Consider the following 21,188-nt stretch of genomic DNA (forward strand, 5'->3'; position numbering starts at 1 on the left):
TGCGTTGCAGCTCCTAGCCGTACTAAAGTACTGTCTTCGTCGCTACGCCTTGTTGGAACAATTTTGTGTAAGTCCTATTCTATTTGTTGATTACTTAAGCCAGCCGCGGCGGCGGAAGTACCAGAACGGCGTAATCGCCGATGCCAGCATCAGCGCCAGTGCAAACGGGTAACCCAGCTGCCAGTCCAGTTCAGGGAACCAGCCCTTGAAGTTCATGCCATAGATACTGGCGATGAGGGTAGGAGGCAAGAAGGCCACGCTGGCGACCGAGAAAATCTTGATGATCTTATTCTGGTTGATGTTAATGAAACCGACGGTCGCATCCATCAGGAAGTTGATCTTGTCGAACAAAAATGAAGTATGGCCATCGAGTGATTCTATATCACGCAAAATCTGGCGCGCTTCTTCAAACTGGTCAGCATTGAGCAAACGGCCACGCATCAAAAAGCTAACAGCGCGGCGGGTGTCCATCATGTTGCGGCGTATGCGGCCATTCAAATCTTCTTCTACGGCGATCGAGTTCAGCGCAGCGGCGGCATCCTGATCGCTGAAGTTTTTTTGCAGCACGCTGCGGCTGACGTCTTCCAGGTTTTGATAAATACCTTCGAGTGCGTCGGCTGAATATTCGGCATCTGTCGCATACAGGTCCAGCAGTACATCCTTGTAATCAGCAATCGAACCGGGACGAGAACGGGCACGCATGCGCACCAGGCGGAAAACCGGCAAATCGATGGTATGGACAGAGAATAAAATATCGCGCGCGAGAATAAAGGCCACCGTCACCGTACGTGCCGGTTCATCATCATCGTCGATCAGAAAATCGGTGCGCAGGTGCAGGTCACCATTATCGGCTTCGTAATAACGGGCTGATGCTTCAATATCCTTGACCTCGTCTTCCCCAGGCAGCGTCACGCCATAGATACTCTTTACCCATTCACGCTCTTCTTCATTGGGGTCAGTCAGGTCGACCCAGATAGGCAGGGTATTTTCGAGATCAGCGCGGTTTTCCACATTGATCTGGCTCAGGCGGCCATTGTGCAAGACGAAGACATTAATCATAGGCAAATTCCGGAAAAGCAAAGTCTTTGGTTTGGCTGGATTGTAAACCTGTTTTATGTCTATGGGCGGATTGATGGGAGACTTTATTTGCTGTTTTTGCAGTGATTTGCTTATCTTTTACTTATCTTTTGTTTAATTTTGGATGCAGAGAGGGGATTTGTATTTCGTATGGCGCATGATATTGCACCATACGATGGCTGTTTCGCTATTTGCTGCCATTAGCTGTTACTGGCTGCTATTGCTTACTATTTATTGCAAGTGCTGCCAGACGCTTGACCGCGTTCTGGTTGTTTGGATTACGTTTCAGTGACAACTGGTAATTTTGTATTGCCAGATCAGCCTTACCCAGTTTTTCATAAGACTCGGCCAGACTGTCATAGGTGTTGGCACTGTCAGGATAGAGTTGCACGGCCAGCTTGAATACTTCTGTGGCAGGCTGTGTGCGGTTTGCTTCAAGCAGGGCATAGCCCCAGGCATTCAACACCTCTTCTGATAAACTGAATGTCGTATCCGTGGCATTCAGTTTCTGGTATTCAGATTGCAGTTGCGCATAGCCCTGCTGCTCCAGGGTTTGCACCAGACTGGCGGGTGGCGCGTGCAGTACCAGGGGATAATCGCTGTTGATGATCTTGTTGCCTATATCGGCCACGCTGGTGTCGGTATTCGATAAAACGACTACCCCTACGCCCGCCTGCTTGTCGAAGCCAATATACGTATTGTAGCCAGCGGTCTTGCCACCATGCGTGAGTATCATGCTGCCATATTTTTTATTGTGCCTGCCCCAGGCCAGCAGGATGGGATTACCCGCCTCAAAGGGTTCTTGCATCTTCGCGATACTGCGTTGCAAGGGCAAATCCGTCTTGCCCATGTTTGCTGCCAGGAACATCAACATGTCGCGCGCAGACGAACGCAGTGCACCGGCACCTTCCAAAGAACCCAGGTCCCAGTTGGGAACGGCGACAGGTGTTGTCTGGGTCTTGATGGTATAGCCAGTTGCCAGATGCTTTTTCATTTCCGTATCAAGAGTAATGCCTGTACTGCGCATGCCCAGAGGTGTAGTGATGCGCTGTTTGATCAGCTCTTCATAGCTGCTGCCTGCGCGCAGGCTGAGTACATGGCCTAGCAAGCCCACACCCAGATTGGAATATTCATTTTTTGAACCTATGTCACGCGGCAATTGATAGCTGGACAAAAATTGATACAGCTTGTCGCTGGTGAACGCAGCGTATGGGCTTTCCTGCCCGTTGCGCACCATATCGGGCGGCACTCTCGGCAAACCCGACCTATGCACGGATAAATCTGCCAGCGTGATTTGCCGCTCACCGCGCCTGGGGACGTTCACATTTTCCGGTAAATATTTTGCGATGGGGTCTTGCAGGCTGACTTCACCTTTGTCTGCCATGTCCACCAGGGCCAGGCCGGTAAATACCTTGGTGATGGAGCCAATCTCAAACAGGCTGTCGCCATCTACTGGCCGCTGTTGCGCCAGATTGGCATAGCCATGGCTGATGATTCTGCTGCCTTTGCTGTCAAGCACACCCACCACCATGCCCACCCCCTTTTTATCGATGTCAATGCGTTGCTTCATCAGGGCCAGAATTTCAGCGTCCGTCAATGGTGGTGCCGCATGCGCCGTCTGGGCCAGGCAACCGAGCGTGAATATGAGCAGGGCGCGCGCAGGATAGTGATACATATGAGCTCTCAAATAAAGTTGATCGACGCACAGCACAGCTTGTGCAGGCGGTAATGGAATTGCTGATGCGGATGCGACAGAGATCACTATAAAAAAATTAACAGACACAGGCAGCCCGATTACGACCAAAGCCCAAATGAGCGGAGTGAAAACAGTTTTTGAGCGACTAAAGCAGCTTGCTGCCGGGTTATCCACATGCCTTGCACATCGCTTGTCTAACTGTGATAAATTTCTGTGCTCGCTGAAGTGTAAAAAGCCAGTGTAAAAACTAATGTGAAGAGCAGCATGAATACAAATATCTACCAGGCGGTAGCCGCCATTCCCGACGTCGCTACTTACTGTCATTTGCGCCAGGCCTCTGGTTTAAGCACCAAGACGGCAGAAGCAGCAGCGCGTGGCTTGCCAGCCAGCCTGTTTGCCGTGCAAATCATGCAGGGTGAAACAGTGGTAGGCATGGGTCGTGTCGTTGGTGACGGTGGTACTTCATATCATGTCGTCGATATTGCGGTTTTGCCAGAACATCAGGGCAAGGGCCTGGGCAAGATGATCATGCGAGAGATCACGCACTACCTGCGGCAAAATGCGCCAGAGTCGGCGTATGTCAGCCTCATTGCCGATGGTCCTGCGCAAGACCTGTATGCGCAATTCGGTTTTAAACATACGGCCCCTGCCTCGGTAGGCATGGCTTATAAAATCTGATTTAATTTGACACTCAATTGACGGAAGCACGCATGGACGAATTCCTGGCAAGTACCACCTATATAGACTGGCAGCATCCCTCCGTCCTGGCAAAGGCACAGCAACTGGCAGCCGCCGGTGGTGACCAGGCCGAGGTGGCGCGACGCTGTTTTCATTTCGTGCGTGACCAGATCAAGCATAGCTGGGATTATCGCCAGAATCCGGTAACCTGCAAGGCATCCGATGTGCTGGCACATGGCACCGGTTATTGTTATGCCAAAAGCCATTTGCTGGCCGCCTTGCTGAGGGCAAACGGTATCCCTGCTGGTTTGTGCTATCAACGCCTGACCATAGGCACAGAACCGCCGTTTTGCCTGCATGGCCTGAACGCAGTCTATTTGCCTGAGCATGGCTGGTACAGGCTTGATCCGCGCGGCAATAAACCTGGTGTGGATGCAGAATTTTGTCCGCCACAAGAACAACTGGCCTTTGCCATTAAAACCGCTGGCGAGCAAGACTTTGCCGGTATCTGGGCAGAACCGCATGCTGCCGTGCTGGCATCCCTGCTGAACCAGCCCACAGTAGAAGCCGTGATTAACAATTTACCTGATGGTGATTTGAGTGCAGACTCGGCACCCGCCCACCTGACTCATTTGCTCTGAAAGGAATTGACCCAAACCATGACAGCTACTGTTCACTCTACCCCTGAAGCCGTAGTCCAGGCCCAGCTCGACGCCTATAATGCACGCGACGTTGACGCCATACTCAAGACCTATGCTGTCGATGCACAGCAGTTTGAATTCCCGGGCAAGTTGCTGGCGACAGGCCATACTGAAATCCGCCCGCGCATGGCGGCGCGCTTTGCCGAGCCCAACCTGCATGCCAGGCTCATGCGCCGCGAGGTGATAGGCCACATCGTCATCGACCATGAAGAAGTCACACGCACTTTCCCGGAAGGCACAGGCCGTATGGAAATGATTGCCATCTATGAAATAAAAAATGGCTTGATACAAAGTGCTTCAGTGGCTTTGGGGGCCAAGATACTGGATTGATATCAGATTTATATCGCGGCTGCCAGTTATAGTCAGCATTTGCAGGTATGTACCGGTCTTCGCGGTAAAATGAGGCTTTCCCAGTCTTACTCCCTATCATGGCTCGCCTGCAACTGCATTTCCCAGAAGATCAATACTATTTCTCTACTCAGTTGACGGTGCGCGTGACCGACATCAATGGTGCAAACCATCTGGGTAATGATTCCATGATCTCGATGATTTCTGAAGCGCGGGCGCGTTTCCTGTACGACTTTGGCATACGCGAAACTGCCGCTGGTGGCAGCGGCATCATTGTCACTGACCTGGCAACCACTTACAGGGCCGAAGCCCATGCACGTGACCAGTTATTGTTTGAAGTGGGTGTCATGGACTTTAATAAATACGGTGGTGACATTACTTTCCGCATTACCAGGCCTGCCGACCAGACTGCTATCGCCATGGCGAAATCAGGCTTTGTATTTTTTGATTACCGTGCCGGGCGCGTGGTCGAAATGCCGGAAGATTTCAGGGCCAAGTTTGCACGTGTGAATTTTCTCGATTGATGAGGGATAGCTGGTGTCTTGCCTGGCCAACCGCAACCTATCCCTCATCCGACCTCTCCCTTGAAGAGAGAGGAGATTCATATCATCAGGCACCAAACTTGTAATTCACCTCTACCCAGCCCTGGCGGCCAAACGGATTGAAAGATCCAACCGGGTAGTTAGGCCAGCCGCCGCTATAGTCATACTTGATCTTGTTAAAGACATTGTTGACGATGACAGATACGGTCAGGTTTTTATTGGCCTGATACACAGTGCTCCAGTTGGCGATGCCGGTAGGTGACAGGTAATACTGACCAGAGCCATTTGGTATCTTGCCATACCGGGTTACCGTCAGGGTATTTGAAAAATCCCCTTTTGCCCAGTTAATGCTGGTAATGAGCTTGTCGCGCCAGTCGCTATTGCCAAGGTCGGCCAGGTCGTCATACAGGGCATCGCCTTCAAACTGCTTGGATTTTTTGCTCAAGGTCTTGCTGTAATTGGCCTTGATGCTGAAGCTGCCATAAGCGCTGGTTTTCAACTGATACTTGCCGCTGATGTCGATACCACTGGTAGCCTGGTAAGCAGCATTGATGGGGTTAACCCAGATCTCTTGTATCTCACCCGCATGGCTCAGCGCATCTTTTGGATAACGCTTGATGCGGTTGATGGTATCGGCACACAGGCTGGAAGCGATATCGCGTTTGCCGGTACGGCAATCGGCTTCATCGCGCAAGAGCTGGTCAGCACTCAGGTTGACCACCATATCGCTGATCTTGATGTTCCAGTAATCCAGCGAGACATCAAACTGGTTGCTGGGTGACCAGACCACGCCAAGGCCAAAGGATTTGCCTTTTTCTGACTTCAGGTCAGGGCTGCCAAACTGTACATAGTTTGCACCTGGTGAATAATTCGCGTAATCACAATCCTTGAGTTCCTGGCCTTCAGCCTTGCAGCGGTAGTAGTCGGTGGAGCTCGAATAATAACCTGTGCCACGTGCCTTGAAGATGTAGTTCATGTCTGGTGCGCGGAAGCTGGTGGCGTAATTGGCGCGCAATAAAAGCTCAGAGGTCGGGCGAATTTCGAGGCCACCGTTATAGGTCAGATTGCCATCCTTGCGTCCAGCGAAGTGATAATCATCGTAGCGACCAGCCAGGCTGGCGGTAAGCTCTTTGAGCAGAGGTACATAGACTTCGGCACCCAGCGCGTAACGCTGACGCGAGCCACGTACATCATCTGATTTGGTGACAGTATTGAACACACCCTGATTGACCCTGGGGTCAGGCAGGTTATCAAAGCTCTGGCGGCCTATCTCGGCTATGCCTGCAGTCTTGACCGCGCCTGCGGGCAACTTCCACAGCTCTGTATTGACTGCCAGGCTCAGGGTCTGGGTGCGCGAACTGTCAGAGCTGCGTGATGCTCCTGTGATCTGCTCAAATTCTGCTGGTGTCAGTCTTTGCGTCAGGCGTTTAGGGTCCGGTGCATAGATGGCGATACCGGCCTGGTCCAGCCCCAGCTTGGGGCCCAGGAAAAACTGGTCTATGTTTGCCAGCGTGCGTGGTACCACGTTTTCGCTGCGGTAAGCTGACGCGCTATAGGCTGCTTCATAGTTCCATTGCGTGCCAGGGATAACGCCTTTGATACCCAGATTGATACCCGCAGACTGGTCATCCCACAGGCGGTTGAACCGGTTCACGCCATTGATTTCCTCCGGTGCAAATATCTTGCTCCAGGCTTCATAGGCATTGCTGTTCTTGTTCCAGAAATAACTCTGGTTGGTCGAGGACGAAACCCAGCTTGGCGAACGCGTGTCGTTTTCTGTCTTGTTCTTGCCCAGTAAAATATCGGCAAACAGAGTAGTGTCTGCGTTCAAATCCAGGTTACTGCTGGAGAAAAAATTCAGACTCTGATTTTTGGTTTGCACACTCCAGTGCATGGGGCTCAGGCGGGGACTGGCGCAATAGCTGCCCTTGCTGGTTTTATAGCTGATCTGCGTGCCTTCAAAAAGATCACCGAGCTGGCTACAGGCATCACCCAGATCCAGGTATTTGCCAGACTTGATATCCTTGCGGTACAAGGTCGCGCTGGGTGTGCTGCGGGTGGCCATGAAATCGCGCTGGGTCGCACGCAGCGGTTCACGCTCGCTGTATTCCAGACTGAACAGACTGCGCAACTGATCGACATTGGCTGTGCCAGAGAATTGCACGCGCTTGTTGCTGCCACCACCACGGTCGGTATCGCCCAGTTTGACATTCAGGTTATAACCCTGACTTTGCTTTTTCAGAATGATGTTGACTACACCTGCAATCGCATCTGAGCCATAAATCGCAGATGCCCCACCGTTCAGGATCTCTATGCGCTCTACAATATTAGACGGGATATTCGCCAGGTTGGTGAAATTGACCGTACCTTCGTAAGCGATAGGGAAATCAGCCATGCGTCTGCCGTCCAGCAGTATCAGTGTATGGTTAGGCCCCAGACCGCGCAGGCTGATGGTGTTGGCGGAAGGCGTGAAGGTATTGCCGAAGTCTTCGCCCTGGGTAAAGCCAGAGTTTTGCACCGAGTTGTTGATTGCGTCATAGACATTCTTGTAGCCCTGCCTGGTGATTTCTTCTGCAGTGATGATGGTCACTGCCGCTGGCCCTTCGAGGCTGGCGCGCGGTATGCGTGAACCGGTGATGACGACAGATTCTGATTTGCTTTCTGCCGCCTGGGCAAAGGCGGCACTGGTATAAGTCTGGCTGTAAAAAAGCGCCAGAAGACACGCTGCCATGGGTGTCAACGCAGGTTTGTGGAGGTGGTTTTTATGTTGCATGGGTCTTCTCAGAAATGAACGAAGACCGAAAAATATCAAGGATATATTTATAAGAAAACGAATATATCCGTATATCAACATGCATAGCATGATTGGTATTGACGGCAGATGTGCGACTTAAATCAACATCTCTATAGAGAATGTATGGCACACTCTGGCAAGTGGTCTCGTCATCATCCAAATCAGTATGCGCGCAGCTTCTTCAAAAAAAATCCTGTCCAGATTCATCAGCGCCTTGCTGTGCTGCTGCAGTTTTCTTGGCAGCGCTTACAGCCATGCCGAGACCATCACGCTTGTCGGTGAAGATAGCTGGTACCCGTACTCGGCAGTCAAGGATGGGCAAAACCGTGGTTTTGCTGTTGATGTGATCAAGGCTGCCTACGCTGCTGTCAATATCGATGTGAAATTCATTGCGACTCCCTATTCACGCTGCCTGATGCTGGTACAAAGCGGGCAGGAGCTGGGCTGTTTTGACAGTCTTAAAGACGTCAAGCTGGAACATGATTTTCTTTTCCACAAAGAAGCCATCTTCAAGGCCAGTGTCGGCATCTACGCCAGAACTGAGAGTCTGCAAAACAGAGGTAACAAATTCAACGTTCAGGATCTGCATAAATATGTCATAGGCGTGACCCACGGCTATACCTATGGCACGGTATTTGAAAGTGATACCCGTATCGTTCGAGAACCTGCGCCCAATGATTTGTCCAATCTGCGCAAACTCTTGCTTGGTCGCTCTGATTATTCCCTGATCTATACCCGCATTGCCGATTACCTGACGAGTACCCACGCAGAAGAATTCAAAGGAAAAATTCAACAGGCTGGCATCTTGGTTGAAGACAATCTGTATGTCAGTTTTTCAAAACGCCGCCCGGAATCCACTCGCTATGCCAATGCACTTGACCAGGGTTTGCGCCAGATCAGGGCGAATGGTGTGTATGTGGCCATAGAAAAGAAATGGACAAAACCAGAGCCTTGAATGTCGAATGGCGTGCGTCATGCTTACCCTGCATCTGGCATGCGGTAAGATACGCTTTCATCATAAAACAATTTCTTTGCCGTTTATAAAAACGGTAAGTACCCAAGCAATCTCATGCCTGAAATTCGAAGCAAAGTAATTCCCGTCAATAAAACAGATTCTGCACAACGCCTGTCCACCCGTCTGGCTTTTCTGGCTGCTGGCCTGGTTGTTTCTGCCTGGGCACCGTTGGTGCCCTATGCCAAAGACAGGCTGGGGCTGGATGAGGCGACGCTGGGTTTGCTCTTGCTCTGCCTTGGCGGTGGCTCTTTATCTGCCATGCCCATGACAGGCATGCTGTCAGCACACTTTGGTTGCCGCCAGGTGATTTTGACTGCAGGTGCTTTGACCTGCGTGATCCTGCCTTGTCTGGCAATAGTGAGCAGCCCCTTGCTGTTTGGTCTGACACTATTCCTGTTTGGTGCGTCGGTAGGCACGCTGGATGTGGCCATGAATATACAGGCAGTGATTGTTGAAAGAAACAGTGGCGCAGCATTGATGTCTGGCTTTCATGGCATGTTCAGCGCTGGCGGTTTTCTTGGTGCGGGCACCATGGCCTTGTTGTTATGGCTGGGCATGAACACACTGGCCGCCAGTATCTGCCTTGGCCTGCTGGTGGCGCTGATGCTGGGGATTGCCAGCCCCAGCCTGTTGCACGAGCCAGATGCCTCTGATCGCGATGGCCCGCAATTCGTGATCCCGCATGGCGCAGTGATCTTCATCGGTGTCCTGTGCTTTGTAGTCTTTCTGGCCGAAGGTGCCTTGCTTGACTGGGGCGCCTTATTGCTGACTGCAGGCCGTGGGCTGGAAGCTGGGCAGGGCGGCATAGGCTATGCCGCATTCTCCATCGCCATGACCCTGGGCCGCCTGACGGGCGACCGCGTGGTACAGCGTCTGGGTGGCAAGCTGGTCATGCTGACGGGGGGCGTGTGTGCGGCGGCAGGTTTTTTTGCAGCCGTACTGGCAAGCTCACCTGTTATTGCCATTCTGGGTTTTATCTTGATTGGCATAGGTGCATCAAATATCGTACCCATCTTGTTTAGCGCCGCAGGCAAGCAAAATGCCATGCCTGCCAGCCTGGCCATCGGTGCCATCACCACGATAGGTTACGCAGGTGTACTGGCTGGCCCGGCCCTGATAGGTTTTGTCGCACATGCAATCAGCCTGAACATGGCTTTTGCCGGTCTGGGTATCGCCATGCTGCTGGTTGCGGCCAGTGCCAGACTCAAGCTGTTTGCGGAACAGTCAGCTTGACTGGTTTGACCTCTAAAGTAGCCCTTAAAAATCTTCAGCTACAATAACTCTTCATTTTTTTAGCATTGGTCTTTTTCCATGACTTCATCTGCCTATCATAAATTCGCCCAGCCACAATTATCAGAAGCCAGCATACAGGCCGTGGCCGATGTATTGCGTTCCAACTGGATCGCCACTGGCCCCAAGGTCAGCGAACTTGAGCAGGCACTGTCGCAGACTTTTGGACATCGGCCCACCAGGTTGTTAACCTCGGCCACGGGTGCGATGGAGGTGGCGCTGGCACTATGCAATATAGGTGAGGGCGATGAAGTCATCACTTCGGCGCAAAGTTTTTTCTCCGCCATGAACATGATCGTCAAATGCGGTGCCAAACCAGTATTTGTAGATTGTGATCTGGTCACACGCACCATCGACCTGGCTCAGGTCGAAGCTGCCATTACGCCTAAAACAAAAGCCATCATGCCTACCCATTTTCCCGGTGCGCTCGGCGATATGGATGCGCTGTATGCGCTGGCAAAAAAATACAAACTGCGGGTCATAGAAGATGCCGCGCTGGTGCAAGGTTCGAAGTGGCAGGGCAAGCCTGTGGGCTCATTTGGTGACATCGCCATCTTCAGCTTCCATCCCAACAAAAACATGACGACGATAGAAGGTGGTGCCATCGTCGTCAACGATGAAGCAGAAGCACAGCGGATAGATGTACTGCGTTTCCACGGCATCGCCAAACTGCCAGACCAGACCCGCGATGTGGTAGAGGCAAGCGGCAAGTTCAATATGTCGGATGTATCCGCCGTGATAGGCTTGCACCAACTGGCACAGTTCGACGACTTCATGGCCCGGCGCCAGGTGCTGGCAGAACGTTACTTCGCTAGCTTCCCGCACATCCCGGGCATCGTGCTGCCACCCCAGGGGCAGCCAGAGCAAACCTGGAATATGTTTTGCGTCCTCATCCCTTACGAAAATTTTGGCCACACCCGCAACAGTTTCCGTGCCGTCTTGCATGATGCTGGCATAGGCACTGGTGTCTCCTATGAAGCCTGCCACCTGACTACCGTAGGCAAGAGTTTTGGCTATGCCGAGGGCATGTTCCCCAATGCAGAACGCATTGCCCGCGAGACAGTTACCCTGCCCCTGCATGTGGGTTTGACGGTGGGGGATGTGGATGAGATTTGTGGGGTGGTGAAGAGGGTGTTGCTGGGGTGATACCGACACCGTAGGTCTTGCAGGGTGCTATGGTCTGCGCCGCATGTTTGTTTGATAAACAGATTGCCACTATTTCGATATCACATGCGGCGCATTGCAATGCGCCCTACGTCAAGAGTATGGCTTTGGTATGGGTAGTCTTGATACTGACTCAATCGCCCGCATCCTTACGTTTCTCCGGCGCATCCGGCACCGCCACTTTTTGCCCGTCCACGCCGGCCTTGCTGAGCTGGCCTTTATCCCAGAATAGCATTTCACCTTTGACGCCGCCCTTGATACCTGAATCGATGGAGATGACTTTGCCCTGGTAGTGCGAATACACGCCGTCCATGGTGGTGTGGCCGACGACGATGCGTTCGACCTTGAGTTGTTGCAGCACTTTATTGAGGTCGTCCACTGGTAGTTTTGGTGCAGTGAAATAGCCGCGATACCAGAGTGGCCCTATGCTGCCGTATAACCAGCTCAGTACATCATCGGTCTTGACTTGCGCCTTGCTCAAACCCAGCGTGCTGCGGTATTTCTCATTGATTTGTTGCAGGCTCATGTTGAGGTTTTGATGGTCGGGATGCAGGCCGCCATGCATGAACAGCATGTCGTTGACCTGGATGATGACGGGCTTGCTGCGCAACCAGCGACCCAGCACGCTGCTGTTGTCAAACATTTGCTGATAGCTGGTATTCAGATGCTGAGCAACGGCGGCATATTTTTTATTCAGGTAGCGTACGTCGCCAGCCATGGAAATGGCTTCATGGTTGCCCAGTAACAGATGCACGCCACCACCGGCGGCGCTGGCCTGGGCTTCGAGTGCATACAGCAGCCACAGGGCTTCGGTGACCTTGGGCCCACGGTCCAGCACGTCACCGGCGATGACGAGATGGCCTTTGCCGTATGTCCATTGCCAGTCCTGGTTGATGATGCCATTACCCTGCAAGAGCTTGAGCATGAGGTCAAACTGGCCGTGGATGTCGCTGATAGCGGCGACTTTGTCAGCATTGAATTTGATGCTGGCAGGGAAGGCAGTTGCAGCCGGACGTATCGTCAATGCCTGCGGATAGCCGCAAGGCGCAGGCAGGCTGATGTTGGCAGAAGCGGTGAAACTTTGTTTTTGCAATTGATCATTGCATATCCAGTTCACATCCAGTCCACCCTTGTCGATTTGATTGGGAGACTGGTAAAAGGCGTAAGGGCCATCATTGATGCCAGTGACTGGCGGTGATGGCGGTGCGGCATTTTGCGCGAATGCCGTACTCAACAATAACAGGCTGCTGAAAACGGCGACGGCACTGCGCAATGTTGTTGAACGAAGGTGAGATGGTGACGACAATACGGACATGATCATTCTGGAAGGGGGGCGCTTAGTTCTTTAAATAATAAACCTCGCCCTGATAAATCTCCGGCTTGGCTTTGTTCGTTTTCAGTGCAGGCAAGACCAGCTTGGGTGGCAGGTTGCCGAGTTGCCATTCGCTAGCCAGTGTCACAGCCTGTTGTATGTCCTCTGTTTTCAGGCGAAAGGCCAGGCCCAGTTTTTGTTTATTGGGCATGTCCTGCATTTCTTTCTCGGTATCGAGTCTGTCGGCGATCGTGAAATACAGGTAGGCGCGTGGCAGGTCGGCAGCAATGCCATTGCCTTCGCTGTAGATATTGCCCAGCCAGGCAAAGGCACGTGCATGACCCTGGCGGGCAGCTTGCGCCAGCAAGTGGATGGCCAGATTCACATCGCGGGGCATGCTGGCACCAGACAGATATTGGGTTGCCAGATAAGTTTGTGCCTGGGGATGCCCCTGGTCGGCGGCAGCCGCCGCATAGATATTGGCAACACGCTGATCGACTTCAGTACCCAGGCCCAGGGCAAATATGCGGGCCAGGCGGAACTGGGCTTCGGCATCATGCTGGTCAGCGGCGGCTCTGTACAATTTGGTGGCTTGTTCCATATCCTTGGGCATGCCCAGCCCCAATTCATGGAGAATACCCAGCGTTACCTGGGCGCTGGCCAGGCCCTGTGCGGCTGCTTTTTGATACCAGATCAGGGCTTGCGCCATGTCTTTTTCCATGCCTATGCCCAGTCTGTAACCCTCTGCCAGATTGAATTGTGATCTGGCATAACCGGCTGTGGCTGCTTTCTGGAACCATTCCATGGCCTTGGCTTCATCCTTGTCCGGGCCTTTGCCGTTCAGATACAGGGTGCCCAGATTATGCTGGGCTGCAGCTTCACCATTCTCTGCCCGTGTACTCCAGTCCTGAAAAGCCAGTGCAAAATTGCCCTCTCTAAAGGCTGCTGCCGCCACATCGGGTTTGGCTGGTGCGACCGGCGCAGTGGCTGCACTTGCTGTCAATATCTGGGTGGAGAGCAGGGCAGCAAAGAGTGTTGATTTGAACATGGATGGCGATATGGTCATGCAGACGCGGGTTTCTGGTAGATTGCTAGTGTAATTCATCTTACTTGGCATGGGTGAAATCAACGTTCCTCTTCCCCGGTCATATCCAGCATCTGCTGCCATTCTTCCGACCAGGCCAGCAAGGGCATCATTGCCTGCATCAGCGTTTGCCCTGAAGGGCTAAGGCTATAACCACCTGCGGTCCCCATTTCTATGATGCGGGTTTCTCGCAGCTCGCGCAGGCGCTGGTTGAGTACCGTGGGGGACATGGCATCGCAGCGCTCGCGTAGTTCGCGAAAACTCAGTGGCTCACCACGCAGTTCCCAGATCATGCGCAAAGCCCAGCGGCGGCCCAGCAAGTCCAGCAAGGCCATGATAGGGCGGCCAGTTTGTGATCCCCTGACGGGCTGCCTTGGTTTTGGTGTCGTCATATTTTTCCTTGCGCTACGTTAAATGTAGCGCTATGCTGTTGCTACTAATAACGTAGCGAATCATGAATTCTAGCACTGAGCGATGCGGGCCGGTATTTGCCTGTTGCCTTGTTGCGTACTTTTTCAGGAGAAGACGATGGACATGCCAAGAATTGCTCCAATGGAGCCACCCTACGATGCAGAAGTAGACCAGGCTTTCAGCCGTATCATGCCTCCTGGCATGCCACCCTTGAAACTATTTCGCACGCAGGCGCATAACAAGCGGGTTTTGCTACGCATGTTTGCTGGCAACTTGCTGGACAAGGGGACTGTCTCCTTGCGTGAACGTGAGCTGGTCATCTTGCGCACTTGTGCCCGCTGCGATTCGGAATATGAATGGGGGGTACATGTCACCCTGTTTGCCGCCAAGGCAGGATTGAGCAAGGAAGATATTGCAGCCACGCTCAGCGATGAGCCTGAACTGACGGCCTTATCAGGCAGTGAAATACTCCTGCTCAAAGCCGTCGATGAATTGCATGCCAGCTCAACGATGACGGATGCCTTGTGGGCAAAGCTGGAGCAGCATTTCAGCCAGGAACAGATACTGGAAATCATTAGCCTGACCGGCAGCTATCACACTGTATCCTTCATCACCAATGCCACAAAGGTGGAGCTGGAAAGTTTTGCAGCACGCTTTGCGCAGTACAGGTGAAGATGCTGAAAAACAAATTCAGATGCCAGTCTTGCGCATCATGCCTTGTAGTTGGAACAAGTCGCTGATCGTATGCAAGCCAACTGATGCTGCCAGTTGGCTTTGGTCTGGCTTTTCAGTGATACCCGTGGCAATCAGGTGGAACTGGTTAGCCGGATCAGGCACATGACGCATGCCAATGACTGCATGCAGTGAGATACGTGTTTTGCCATCATTATAGGTTTCGCCCTGCGCAGCACATCCCTGCAAGGCTGCCATGTCTGGCCTGTGTTCAAAACGCGCATGGTAAAACTCGACAATGGGGTAGGCATTAAAACCCGTGATCTCGTGTACATAGGCGGCGTAATAGTATTGCTCAAGCTGGATGACGATGACGTCCTGGGCACGCAGAAATGTCAGGCTGTCCCTGGTAGATGGCCGCTTCTTCAGTGGCTGCACCGGGCTGCTCAATAAAGACTTGATGGCATCTGTGTTCCTGAAAAATGCATCGCTGAGGGCGACAGCTGCATTCAGATTATCAACGGCCTGCAGGGCACGCTGGGTAATTACAGACTCAGCGATACCATGCTTATGCAAGAGCAGTGCAAGCGCCAGTGCAGTCTTGTCCCTGTAGCCCGGGCTGACTTCAGCATCGTTTGCATTGAGCACACAATTCCAGCGCCCCAGCAGCAGGGGCAATACATGGCCTGCCACGGTTATCTGCTGGTCATGCTTGGCATAACTCATGGCCGTCGCTGTCAGGCTTGCGACATCATCTTCGATGACTTGTACCAGCTGGTGCGCGGCCAGTTTATCCAGGGCTTGCTGATGGGTGATGGTTGGCATGTTTATTCTGCAGGAGTGTGTGACATGCCACGCACGATAACAGCTGGATTGCATGCGACAAACCAGACTTGCATTTGCTCACAATTTGCAGGCCCAGGCTATCAGTTTTTTAAATATGCTCCCTGGGTTTTACCATGCTGTGTCTGTTCGTCATATTCTTTACCCTGGGTTTTCGCTTCTGCAACCAGTGCATTGCCACGTTCATTCAGTGCGGTTTTTAATTGCTCGCAATTGGACAAGCCGGGTTGCCGCAACAGGCTTTGTTCAATTTTTCTGGCTGCTTCTTGCGCAATCTGCAAATGCCCAAGCTCGTGTTTTTTCAAGGCAGGCAAGTAGTTTGCGAATTGACGTACGGCTGTTTCATCATTGCTGCTTAATTCTGGCAAGGTAATCATGGTCGTCAAAGTGACAGAGACCGATTTGACCTTGCAAATTCCTGAGCTTGAAGTGTCGTAATTATATTTCCAGCGCACATCCCACCTGGTGAAACCATGATACTTTTTATCTCCTTCGCGGATAGGTGTGGCGGCATTAATGGCCTTGAGCAGTGAGCTACCTGCCTCAGGTTTGACGGCATACATGGTGTAGTTGAGGGTTTCTACAACTTCTGCCCTGACTAGGGAACTGCCAAGCAGCATGGTCAGCAGAAACAGTTTTTTGATGAGCATATGAAGCCCTTTAATAATTCATGGGTAAAGACCAAGCCGGGTAACGTCGCAATTATTTGCGCAAACGCTGGCTGACGCTGCTCAGCATTGCTTCACTGTAAGGCTGGCCGCTTTGCCCTGTTTCGCTGATCAGGTTACGCCATAGCACGGGGATGTCTACATTCAGGTCCGTGAATTTTTGCAGGCCGCATGCGTAGGCATAATTGTAGGGATCACTCTGGCTGGTGATTTTTTTGCAGGTGGCGCTGGCGTTTGCCTGATAAGTGGCAGCTTCTTCTGCTGTCCAGATTGCCGTATTTTTCAGTGCGTCCATTGCCATCGCTTCCGCGCCGCCTTCATGTATCCAGGCGGGCTCATCACCTACGCCACCCTGGCTGACATTTTCTTGCCAGATATGTGCCATTTCATGGGCGACCAATTTTTGTACCATGCGGCGTATCGCAGGATGTTCGTTGAGCATGGCTTTGCCGCTGAGGCGGAAAGTGATTTGCCCGTTCGTCGCACCACCTTTCATGGAGAAACCCGGACTGCTCGTATCAGTGACAGAAACCATCAACACCAGTTCACGCAAGAGAGTTTTCTGGTAGGTACTGGAAAAATAGGCCGACATGCTGCTGGTAGTATCAAGGATAAGTTTGGCAAGCCATTCAGGCGTGGCCGGATCCAGAATCAGTTTGGCCGTGCCAGCGGAGACGGGTTTTTGTGGCCCGAAATAAGCATAGGCACGCAAGCTGCGTTCTGCATCAGCAAACGCAGGGGTGGGAATGATGGTCTCACCAGGCAGCCCCCGGTAGCTGACGGTCAAATTCATGCCTCGCGTCTTGCCGCCTTCCTGCACGTCACCATCAAAAAATCCCATATAGATACCTGCGCCACCATCGCTGAAGCGGTTGTTTGGGGCATAGTTTTTTGGCGCAAAGCCATTGTAGGCAGTGATTTCAAAGCTGAGCTGGCGCAGGGGCTGCGCAAGGATATAGCTGTCCATCTGCTGATCAGGCTGGGGAGACTGTTCTGCCTGATAGCGTACACCGGTTGTCAGCGGCTTCCAGGCAGTGCTGCGGTAGTCGCCCGCAGCAGGCATGGTGAATCTGGATATCGCTTCGCTGAAGCTATAGTCTGCGCGCCATTTGTCTGCAGCAACGCGGGTCAGGTGCATTTGTGCAGGCAACTTGCCTGTTTCTGCCGCAGCGACTGGCAAGTTGTACAGCAGGCTGAAGCCTATTGCTACTGTTGTGGAGATCAGGAAGGTTCGCATGGATGCCATCAGGAAGTTATTGAATATGCCAGCATTCTATAAGAAAAAATAAGGATAGCGCCTTTACGTTATCTTTTACTTCATAGATAGCAGAGCATTCCCATACTGCACAACATCAATCCACAGGCACAGAATTTTTGCACGCTACCATTGGGCAAGCAGGCAAACCGGTGCTGCGCCAGCAGCCTGGTCGTCCATTTCAGCAGGCTGCACAAAAATACAAAATACAGCAGGTTGAGCATTTCAAATACCACGCCCAGCGCGACGAAACTTTGCACGGTATTGCCGTGCCCACCTGGAATGAACAAAGGGAAGAAAGTGGAAAAAAACAGCACAGGTTTGGGATTGCTGAGCGTGATCAATAATCCGCGTGCAAAGCCCGATTGCTGCGGTATGGCAGTTTCCTGCTGCTCTCCCTGCAACTCCTTCTGGTTTTGTCTGGTACTGCCACGCCAGAGCATAAAACCCAGGTACAGCAAATACGTGGCCCCCAGCAGGCGCATTGTGGGCAATAGCCAGGGCAGACTTTGCATGAGTACAGCAAAACCTGCTGCCGACAGTGCAATCAGCAAGACATCGCCGCAGATGATGCCCGCCACGGCGGTTGCAGCACGTTTGGCAGATAGCTTCGCATATCCGGCCACCAGCAAGGTGGCCGGGCCAGGTATGATGATGACCAGGCTGGCTGCCAGGATGAAACTCAGTAATGAAGTCTGATCAGGCATGTTGCGCCTCTGCTTCTACAGTTTGCAGATGGACATGCAAGTCCAGTATCAATTTATCCAGCCAGTCATCTACTGCAGAAAATTCATATCCCAGTTTGCGCGCACGTGTCGTATCCATCACATAGTCATGGGCGTAATCAAAGGGGCTGTTTTCTTTTTCTTGATTGTCGGCGACGTGCAGTAGCGCGGGCTTGCCCATTAAATGCGCGATGCGCTCATGTAATTGCGGTGCCGATAAACTGCCTTCACAAGCCAGATTCACCGGCCCCAGAAAATCTGTCTCCCCGGCCCATAGCATGGCATGGACGATCGCCTCTACATTCAGGAATGACGTGCGCCCCGCGCCTGCCAGATGATGTAAGGGCTGACCTTGCTGTACGGTGCGTATATAGTTGGCCAGCCTGCCGGTAAAGTCATCCTGTGCTGCCAGCACATGGGCGATGCGCAAGCTGACAACCGGCAAGCGACCATCCTGCATTAACACAGCTTCTGCCTGCAATTTACCTGCTGCATAGCTGGTATCTGCCAGCGCCGGGTCGCGCCAGGGATATTGCCAGTTGATGCTGACTTTGCTCAGGTCCAGATCATCTTCACGCAATGGCCGTTTGATATTACCGATCAAATGGCGATAGGTTTCTATGGTGGATGACATCACATAACGCCCGACCTTGCTGGTGAATACATCCAGTGCAATTGCTGCATCCAGCGGGCTGTAACACATCTGGTCATACACCAGGTCGTAGCTGGCTTTGGCAAACACTGTGTGCATGGCAGCCTCGTCACGCCTGTCTACTTGCAGGCGTTGCACGACGTCGCCAAAGTCATCTGGCGTCTGGCCACGGGTGGCGATAGTGACGCTGTGGCCTTTTGCCAGCAGGCGTCTGACCAATTGTTTTCCAAAAAAGCGGGTGCCGCCTATAATCAAGATATTCTTATGCATGGGATATGCCTTTCATATGTAAAAGGAGATCATGTGCTTAACAAAGAATGGCGACAAACGATTAATATTGATGTCATGACTAAGTAAAACTATCTCAATATGCAAGAACCCATACGTAATCTATCCTTGCTGGTGGACTTTGAATGCGCAGCGCGCTGGTGCAGCTTCAAACTGGCTGCGCATGAACTCCACAAGACCCCGGCAGCTGTCAGCCAGAATATCAAGCAGCTGGAACAGCAACTGGGCTTTGCCCTGTTCGCCCGCCATGCGCGGCATCTGAGCATGACAGAAAAAGGGATGGAATTTGCCGGCACCGTCAGTCAGCTACTGCGCGACCTGCATACCAAGGTCGCCGCTCTGCGTGAAGACAGCGCAAACGATAGCCTGCGTATCTCTTGCACCCACTCCTTCGCCATGAAATGGCTGGTGCCGCGCTTGCATCGTTATACACAATTGCATCCTGATATTGATATCCGTATCGACTCCAATGATGCCGTGGTTGACCCCGGCCAGGGTCAATGTGATATCGCCATACGCCATCAGCTGTTTGTCGAAGGGGATGAAGCCAGCCTGCTGTGGCGCGAACAATTATTGTTGGCGTATAGCCCTGCCATGCTGAGCGACAAAGATAACCGTGCACGTCAAGAGCCTGACCTGAAGCGCTTGTTGCGTTACCCGCTATTGTATGAAGGCACGCCGGAAAACTGGATACGTCTGTTGCAAAACCATGATTTGCTGAAGCAAGAAAATAAGCAGCCACATGACTTTGCACAAAATTACAGCCATGCCGGTTTGCTGGTACAGGCCGCTGTCGCGGCCCAGGGCGTGGCCTTGCTACCAGTTGCCATTGCCTGTGAAGACATGCAGCAAGGCCGCCTGCGTACGCTGCCGGCCGCACAACTCAGCTCACGCTATTGCTACCGCATCGTCACTGCCAGCAGCAGAGCAGTCAGGGTCGATCATTTTGTTAACTGGCTGCATGATGAAATGACACAGATGCAAAACTACCTGCAACAGTAGGGCGCGCTACGCGCACTGTCTTTTACAGACCGATTACGCAAAGGTGCACGCGATACACGCTACATAGCGGACCTTATGCCGGCACGATATTGCGCGGTTTTTTCCAAAAGCCTGATTTGAACTCGCCCTTCTTCCAGGCCAGATGCAAGAACACCACGCCCATCAGCGTCGCCAGCAAGACTGCCAGCACCGAGGCTTCTGCACCAAAAGCACCACCGCTGAGCCAGTCAGAACCCGTCATATGGGTTTGCAACCAGCCCTTGCTGTCCGTGCCGGACACCGCGACAGAAAACACTGCGCCCTGGGTAAAATTCCAGGAAAAATGCATGGCAATGCACAATGCAAGGCGGCGCGTCAGCATATAGGCTGCACCAAAGGCAATGCCCGCTTCCAGCGCAATGGCAATCGAACTGAAGATAGTTGCTCCAGGGTTGGATGCATGGGCAAAGCCAAAGGCCAGTGCTGATATCAGGATAGCGACGATACTGCCCAGCGATTCTTCCATCATGCGGAATATGATGGCGCGGAAAAATAATTCCTCCATTACCGCCACCACCACAAATACCGGAAGATATTTGAGCATCAGGCGCGGGTCATTGTAGCCATCGACATGAAACACTCCCAGCAAGGACAAACTGCCCAACACCAGGACAAACAACATGGCACCCAATACCAGGCCAAGCAGCCATTCTTTCCAGGCCGAGAATAATGCCAGTTCAGTGACGGCGCGTTTTTCTATGAGACGCACATACAATGCATAACTCAGCAGGCCTAGCGTCATGCCCGCCATATTACGAAACACCATCCAGTCTGGCCCGGCCAGAAAATGTGACATCGCCTTGCGCGAGACAAATTGCACAATGCCGACGATAAGCACGGCCAGCAAAAATTTGACGATAGTGTATTGCAACAGCTTTTGATGCCAGACAGGCTTGCTGAAGCTGGCCTTGATTTCTGCCGTGGTCATAAAT

Annotated in this window: 21 protein-coding genes; 9 read left to right on the forward strand and 12 right to left on the reverse strand. The window is 52.4% G+C overall.

Annotated features, from left to right (window positions below; genetic code table 11):
* Positions 1-90 precede the first annotated feature (90 nt).
* Positions 91-1,059 carry a magnesium/cobalt transporter CorA gene (corA, locus tag AC07OI_RS12095; RefSeq protein ID WP_162043097.1) on the reverse strand — a complete coding sequence of 323 codons (969 nt, stop codon included), beginning with the start codon at positions 1,057-1,059 and terminating at the stop codon, positions 91-93.
* Positions 1,060-1,294: 235 nt separating this feature from the next.
* Complete coding sequence (locus AC07OI_RS12100) at positions 1,295-2,752, reverse strand: serine hydrolase (RefSeq protein ID WP_495257395.1); 1,458 nt, start codon at positions 2,750-2,752, stop codon at positions 1,295-1,297.
* Between the two features lie 285 nt (positions 2,753-3,037).
* Between AC07OI_RS12100 and AC07OI_RS12105 the strand changes: the two genes are divergently transcribed.
* From AC07OI_RS12105 to AC07OI_RS12120, 4 genes are all read left to right on the forward strand, one after another.
* Positions 3,038-3,451, forward strand: a complete 414-nt coding sequence (locus AC07OI_RS12105; protein ID WP_492701898.1) for a GNAT family N-acetyltransferase — start codon at positions 3,038-3,040, stop codon at positions 3,449-3,451.
* 32 nt (positions 3,452-3,483) lie between these two features.
* The gene (locus AC07OI_RS12110) at positions 3,484-4,092 is read left to right on the forward strand and encodes a transglutaminase-like domain-containing protein (RefSeq protein ID WP_495257396.1); all 609 of its coding nucleotides are present in this window, start codon (positions 3,484-3,486) and stop codon (positions 4,090-4,092) included.
* Between the two features lie 18 nt (positions 4,093-4,110).
* Positions 4,111-4,482 carry a nuclear transport factor 2 family protein gene (locus AC07OI_RS12115; protein WP_492701894.1) on the forward strand — a complete coding sequence of 124 codons (372 nt, stop codon included), beginning with the start codon at positions 4,111-4,113 and terminating at the stop codon, positions 4,480-4,482.
* 98 nt (positions 4,483-4,580) lie between these two features.
* Positions 4,581-5,024, forward strand: coding sequence for a thioesterase family protein (locus AC07OI_RS12120; RefSeq protein WP_492701892.1), 444 nt, complete (start codon positions 4,581-4,583; stop codon positions 5,022-5,024).
* 85 nt (positions 5,025-5,109) lie between these two features.
* Here AC07OI_RS12120 and AC07OI_RS12125 read toward each other — a convergent pair whose 3' ends face one another.
* Positions 5,110-7,815, reverse strand: a complete 2,706-nt coding sequence (locus AC07OI_RS12125) for a TonB-dependent receptor domain-containing protein (RefSeq protein ID WP_495257397.1) — start codon at positions 7,813-7,815, stop codon at positions 5,110-5,112.
* A 187-nt stretch (positions 7,816-8,002) separates the two neighbouring features.
* Here AC07OI_RS12125 and AC07OI_RS12130 point away from each other — a divergent pair, with 187 nt between their 5' ends.
* The 3 genes from AC07OI_RS12130 (at position 8,003) to AC07OI_RS12140 (ending at position 11,287) form a co-directional block, all read left to right on the forward strand.
* A complete protein-coding gene (locus AC07OI_RS12130; RefSeq protein WP_495257398.1) occupies positions 8,003-8,791 on the forward strand; it encodes a substrate-binding periplasmic protein in 789 nt (262 codons plus the stop codon).
* 114 nt (positions 8,792-8,905) lie between these two features.
* Entirely contained in the window at positions 8,906-10,084 is a 1,179-nt protein-coding gene (locus tag AC07OI_RS12135) for an MFS transporter (RefSeq protein ID WP_495257399.1), read from the forward strand.
* Between the two features lie 78 nt (positions 10,085-10,162).
* A complete protein-coding gene (locus AC07OI_RS12140) occupies positions 10,163-11,287 on the forward strand; it encodes a DegT/DnrJ/EryC1/StrS family aminotransferase (protein ID WP_495257400.1) in 1,125 nt (374 codons plus the stop codon).
* Between the two features lie 151 nt (positions 11,288-11,438).
* Here the strand turns inward: AC07OI_RS12140 and AC07OI_RS12145 are convergent, their stop codons facing one another.
* The 3 genes from AC07OI_RS12145 to AC07OI_RS12155 are packed head-to-tail and all read right to left on the reverse strand — an operon-like array spanning position 11,439 to position 14,093.
* Entirely contained in the window at positions 11,439-12,620 is a 1,182-nt protein-coding gene (locus AC07OI_RS12145; protein WP_495257401.1) for a metallophosphoesterase, read from the reverse strand.
* Between the two features lie 22 nt (positions 12,621-12,642).
* A complete protein-coding gene (locus AC07OI_RS12150; RefSeq protein ID WP_492701880.1) occupies positions 12,643-13,722 on the reverse strand; it encodes a tetratricopeptide repeat protein in 1,080 nt (359 codons plus the stop codon).
* 20 nt (positions 13,723-13,742) lie between these two features.
* On the reverse strand, positions 13,743-14,093 hold the full coding sequence (locus tag AC07OI_RS12155) for a winged helix-turn-helix transcriptional regulator (RefSeq protein WP_492701878.1): 351 nt from the start codon (positions 14,091-14,093) through the stop codon (positions 13,743-13,745).
* A 136-nt stretch (positions 14,094-14,229) separates the two neighbouring features.
* On the opposite strand from AC07OI_RS12155, the gene AC07OI_RS12160 reads away from it, so the two are divergent.
* Entirely contained in the window at positions 14,230-14,784 is a 555-nt protein-coding gene (locus AC07OI_RS12160; RefSeq protein ID WP_492701876.1) for a carboxymuconolactone decarboxylase family protein, read from the forward strand.
* An 18-nt stretch (positions 14,785-14,802) separates the two neighbouring features.
* On the opposite strand, the gene AC07OI_RS12165 is transcribed toward AC07OI_RS12160, so the two are convergent.
* The 5 genes from AC07OI_RS12165 to AC07OI_RS12185 all read right to left on the reverse strand — a co-directional run bounded on the left by AC07OI_RS12165 (position 14,803) and on the right by AC07OI_RS12185 (position 19,197).
* Positions 14,803-15,609, reverse strand: a complete 807-nt coding sequence (locus tag AC07OI_RS12165; protein WP_495257402.1) for a hypothetical protein — start codon at positions 15,607-15,609, stop codon at positions 14,803-14,805.
* A 101-nt stretch (positions 15,610-15,710) separates the two neighbouring features.
* Positions 15,711-16,277 carry a DUF922 domain-containing Zn-dependent protease gene (locus AC07OI_RS12170; protein WP_495257403.1) on the reverse strand — a complete coding sequence of 189 codons (567 nt, stop codon included), beginning with the start codon at positions 16,275-16,277 and terminating at the stop codon, positions 15,711-15,713.
* A 52-nt stretch (positions 16,278-16,329) separates the two neighbouring features.
* A complete protein-coding gene (locus tag AC07OI_RS12175; protein WP_495257404.1) occupies positions 16,330-17,541 on the reverse strand; it encodes a basic secretory protein-like protein in 1,212 nt (403 codons plus the stop codon).
* A 71-nt stretch (positions 17,542-17,612) separates the two neighbouring features.
* Positions 17,613-18,257, reverse strand: coding sequence for a LysE family translocator (locus AC07OI_RS12180; protein WP_495257405.1), 645 nt, complete (start codon positions 18,255-18,257; stop codon positions 17,613-17,615).
* Positions 18,250-19,197: an NAD-dependent epimerase/dehydratase family protein gene (locus AC07OI_RS12185; protein WP_495257406.1), complete on the reverse strand. Its 948-nt coding sequence runs from the start codon at positions 19,195-19,197 to the stop codon at positions 18,250-18,252. The genes AC07OI_RS12180 and AC07OI_RS12185 overlap by 8 nt, the downstream gene beginning before the upstream one ends.
* A gap of 99 nt (positions 19,198-19,296) precedes the next feature.
* Between AC07OI_RS12185 and AC07OI_RS12190 the strand changes: the two genes are divergently transcribed.
* Positions 19,297-20,217: a LysR substrate-binding domain-containing protein gene (locus AC07OI_RS12190; RefSeq protein ID WP_495257407.1), complete on the forward strand. Its 921-nt coding sequence runs from the start codon at positions 19,297-19,299 to the stop codon at positions 20,215-20,217.
* 73 nt (positions 20,218-20,290) lie between these two features.
* Here AC07OI_RS12190 and AC07OI_RS12195 read toward each other — a convergent pair whose 3' ends face one another.
* Positions 20,291-21,184, reverse strand: a complete 894-nt coding sequence (locus tag AC07OI_RS12195) for a CPBP family intramembrane glutamic endopeptidase (RefSeq protein WP_495257408.1) — start codon at positions 21,182-21,184, stop codon at positions 20,291-20,293.
* Positions 21,185-21,188: the final 4 nt, after the last annotated feature.

The sequence above is a fragment of the Undibacterium sp. GW821-FHT07F11 genome, assembly GCF_059418665.1.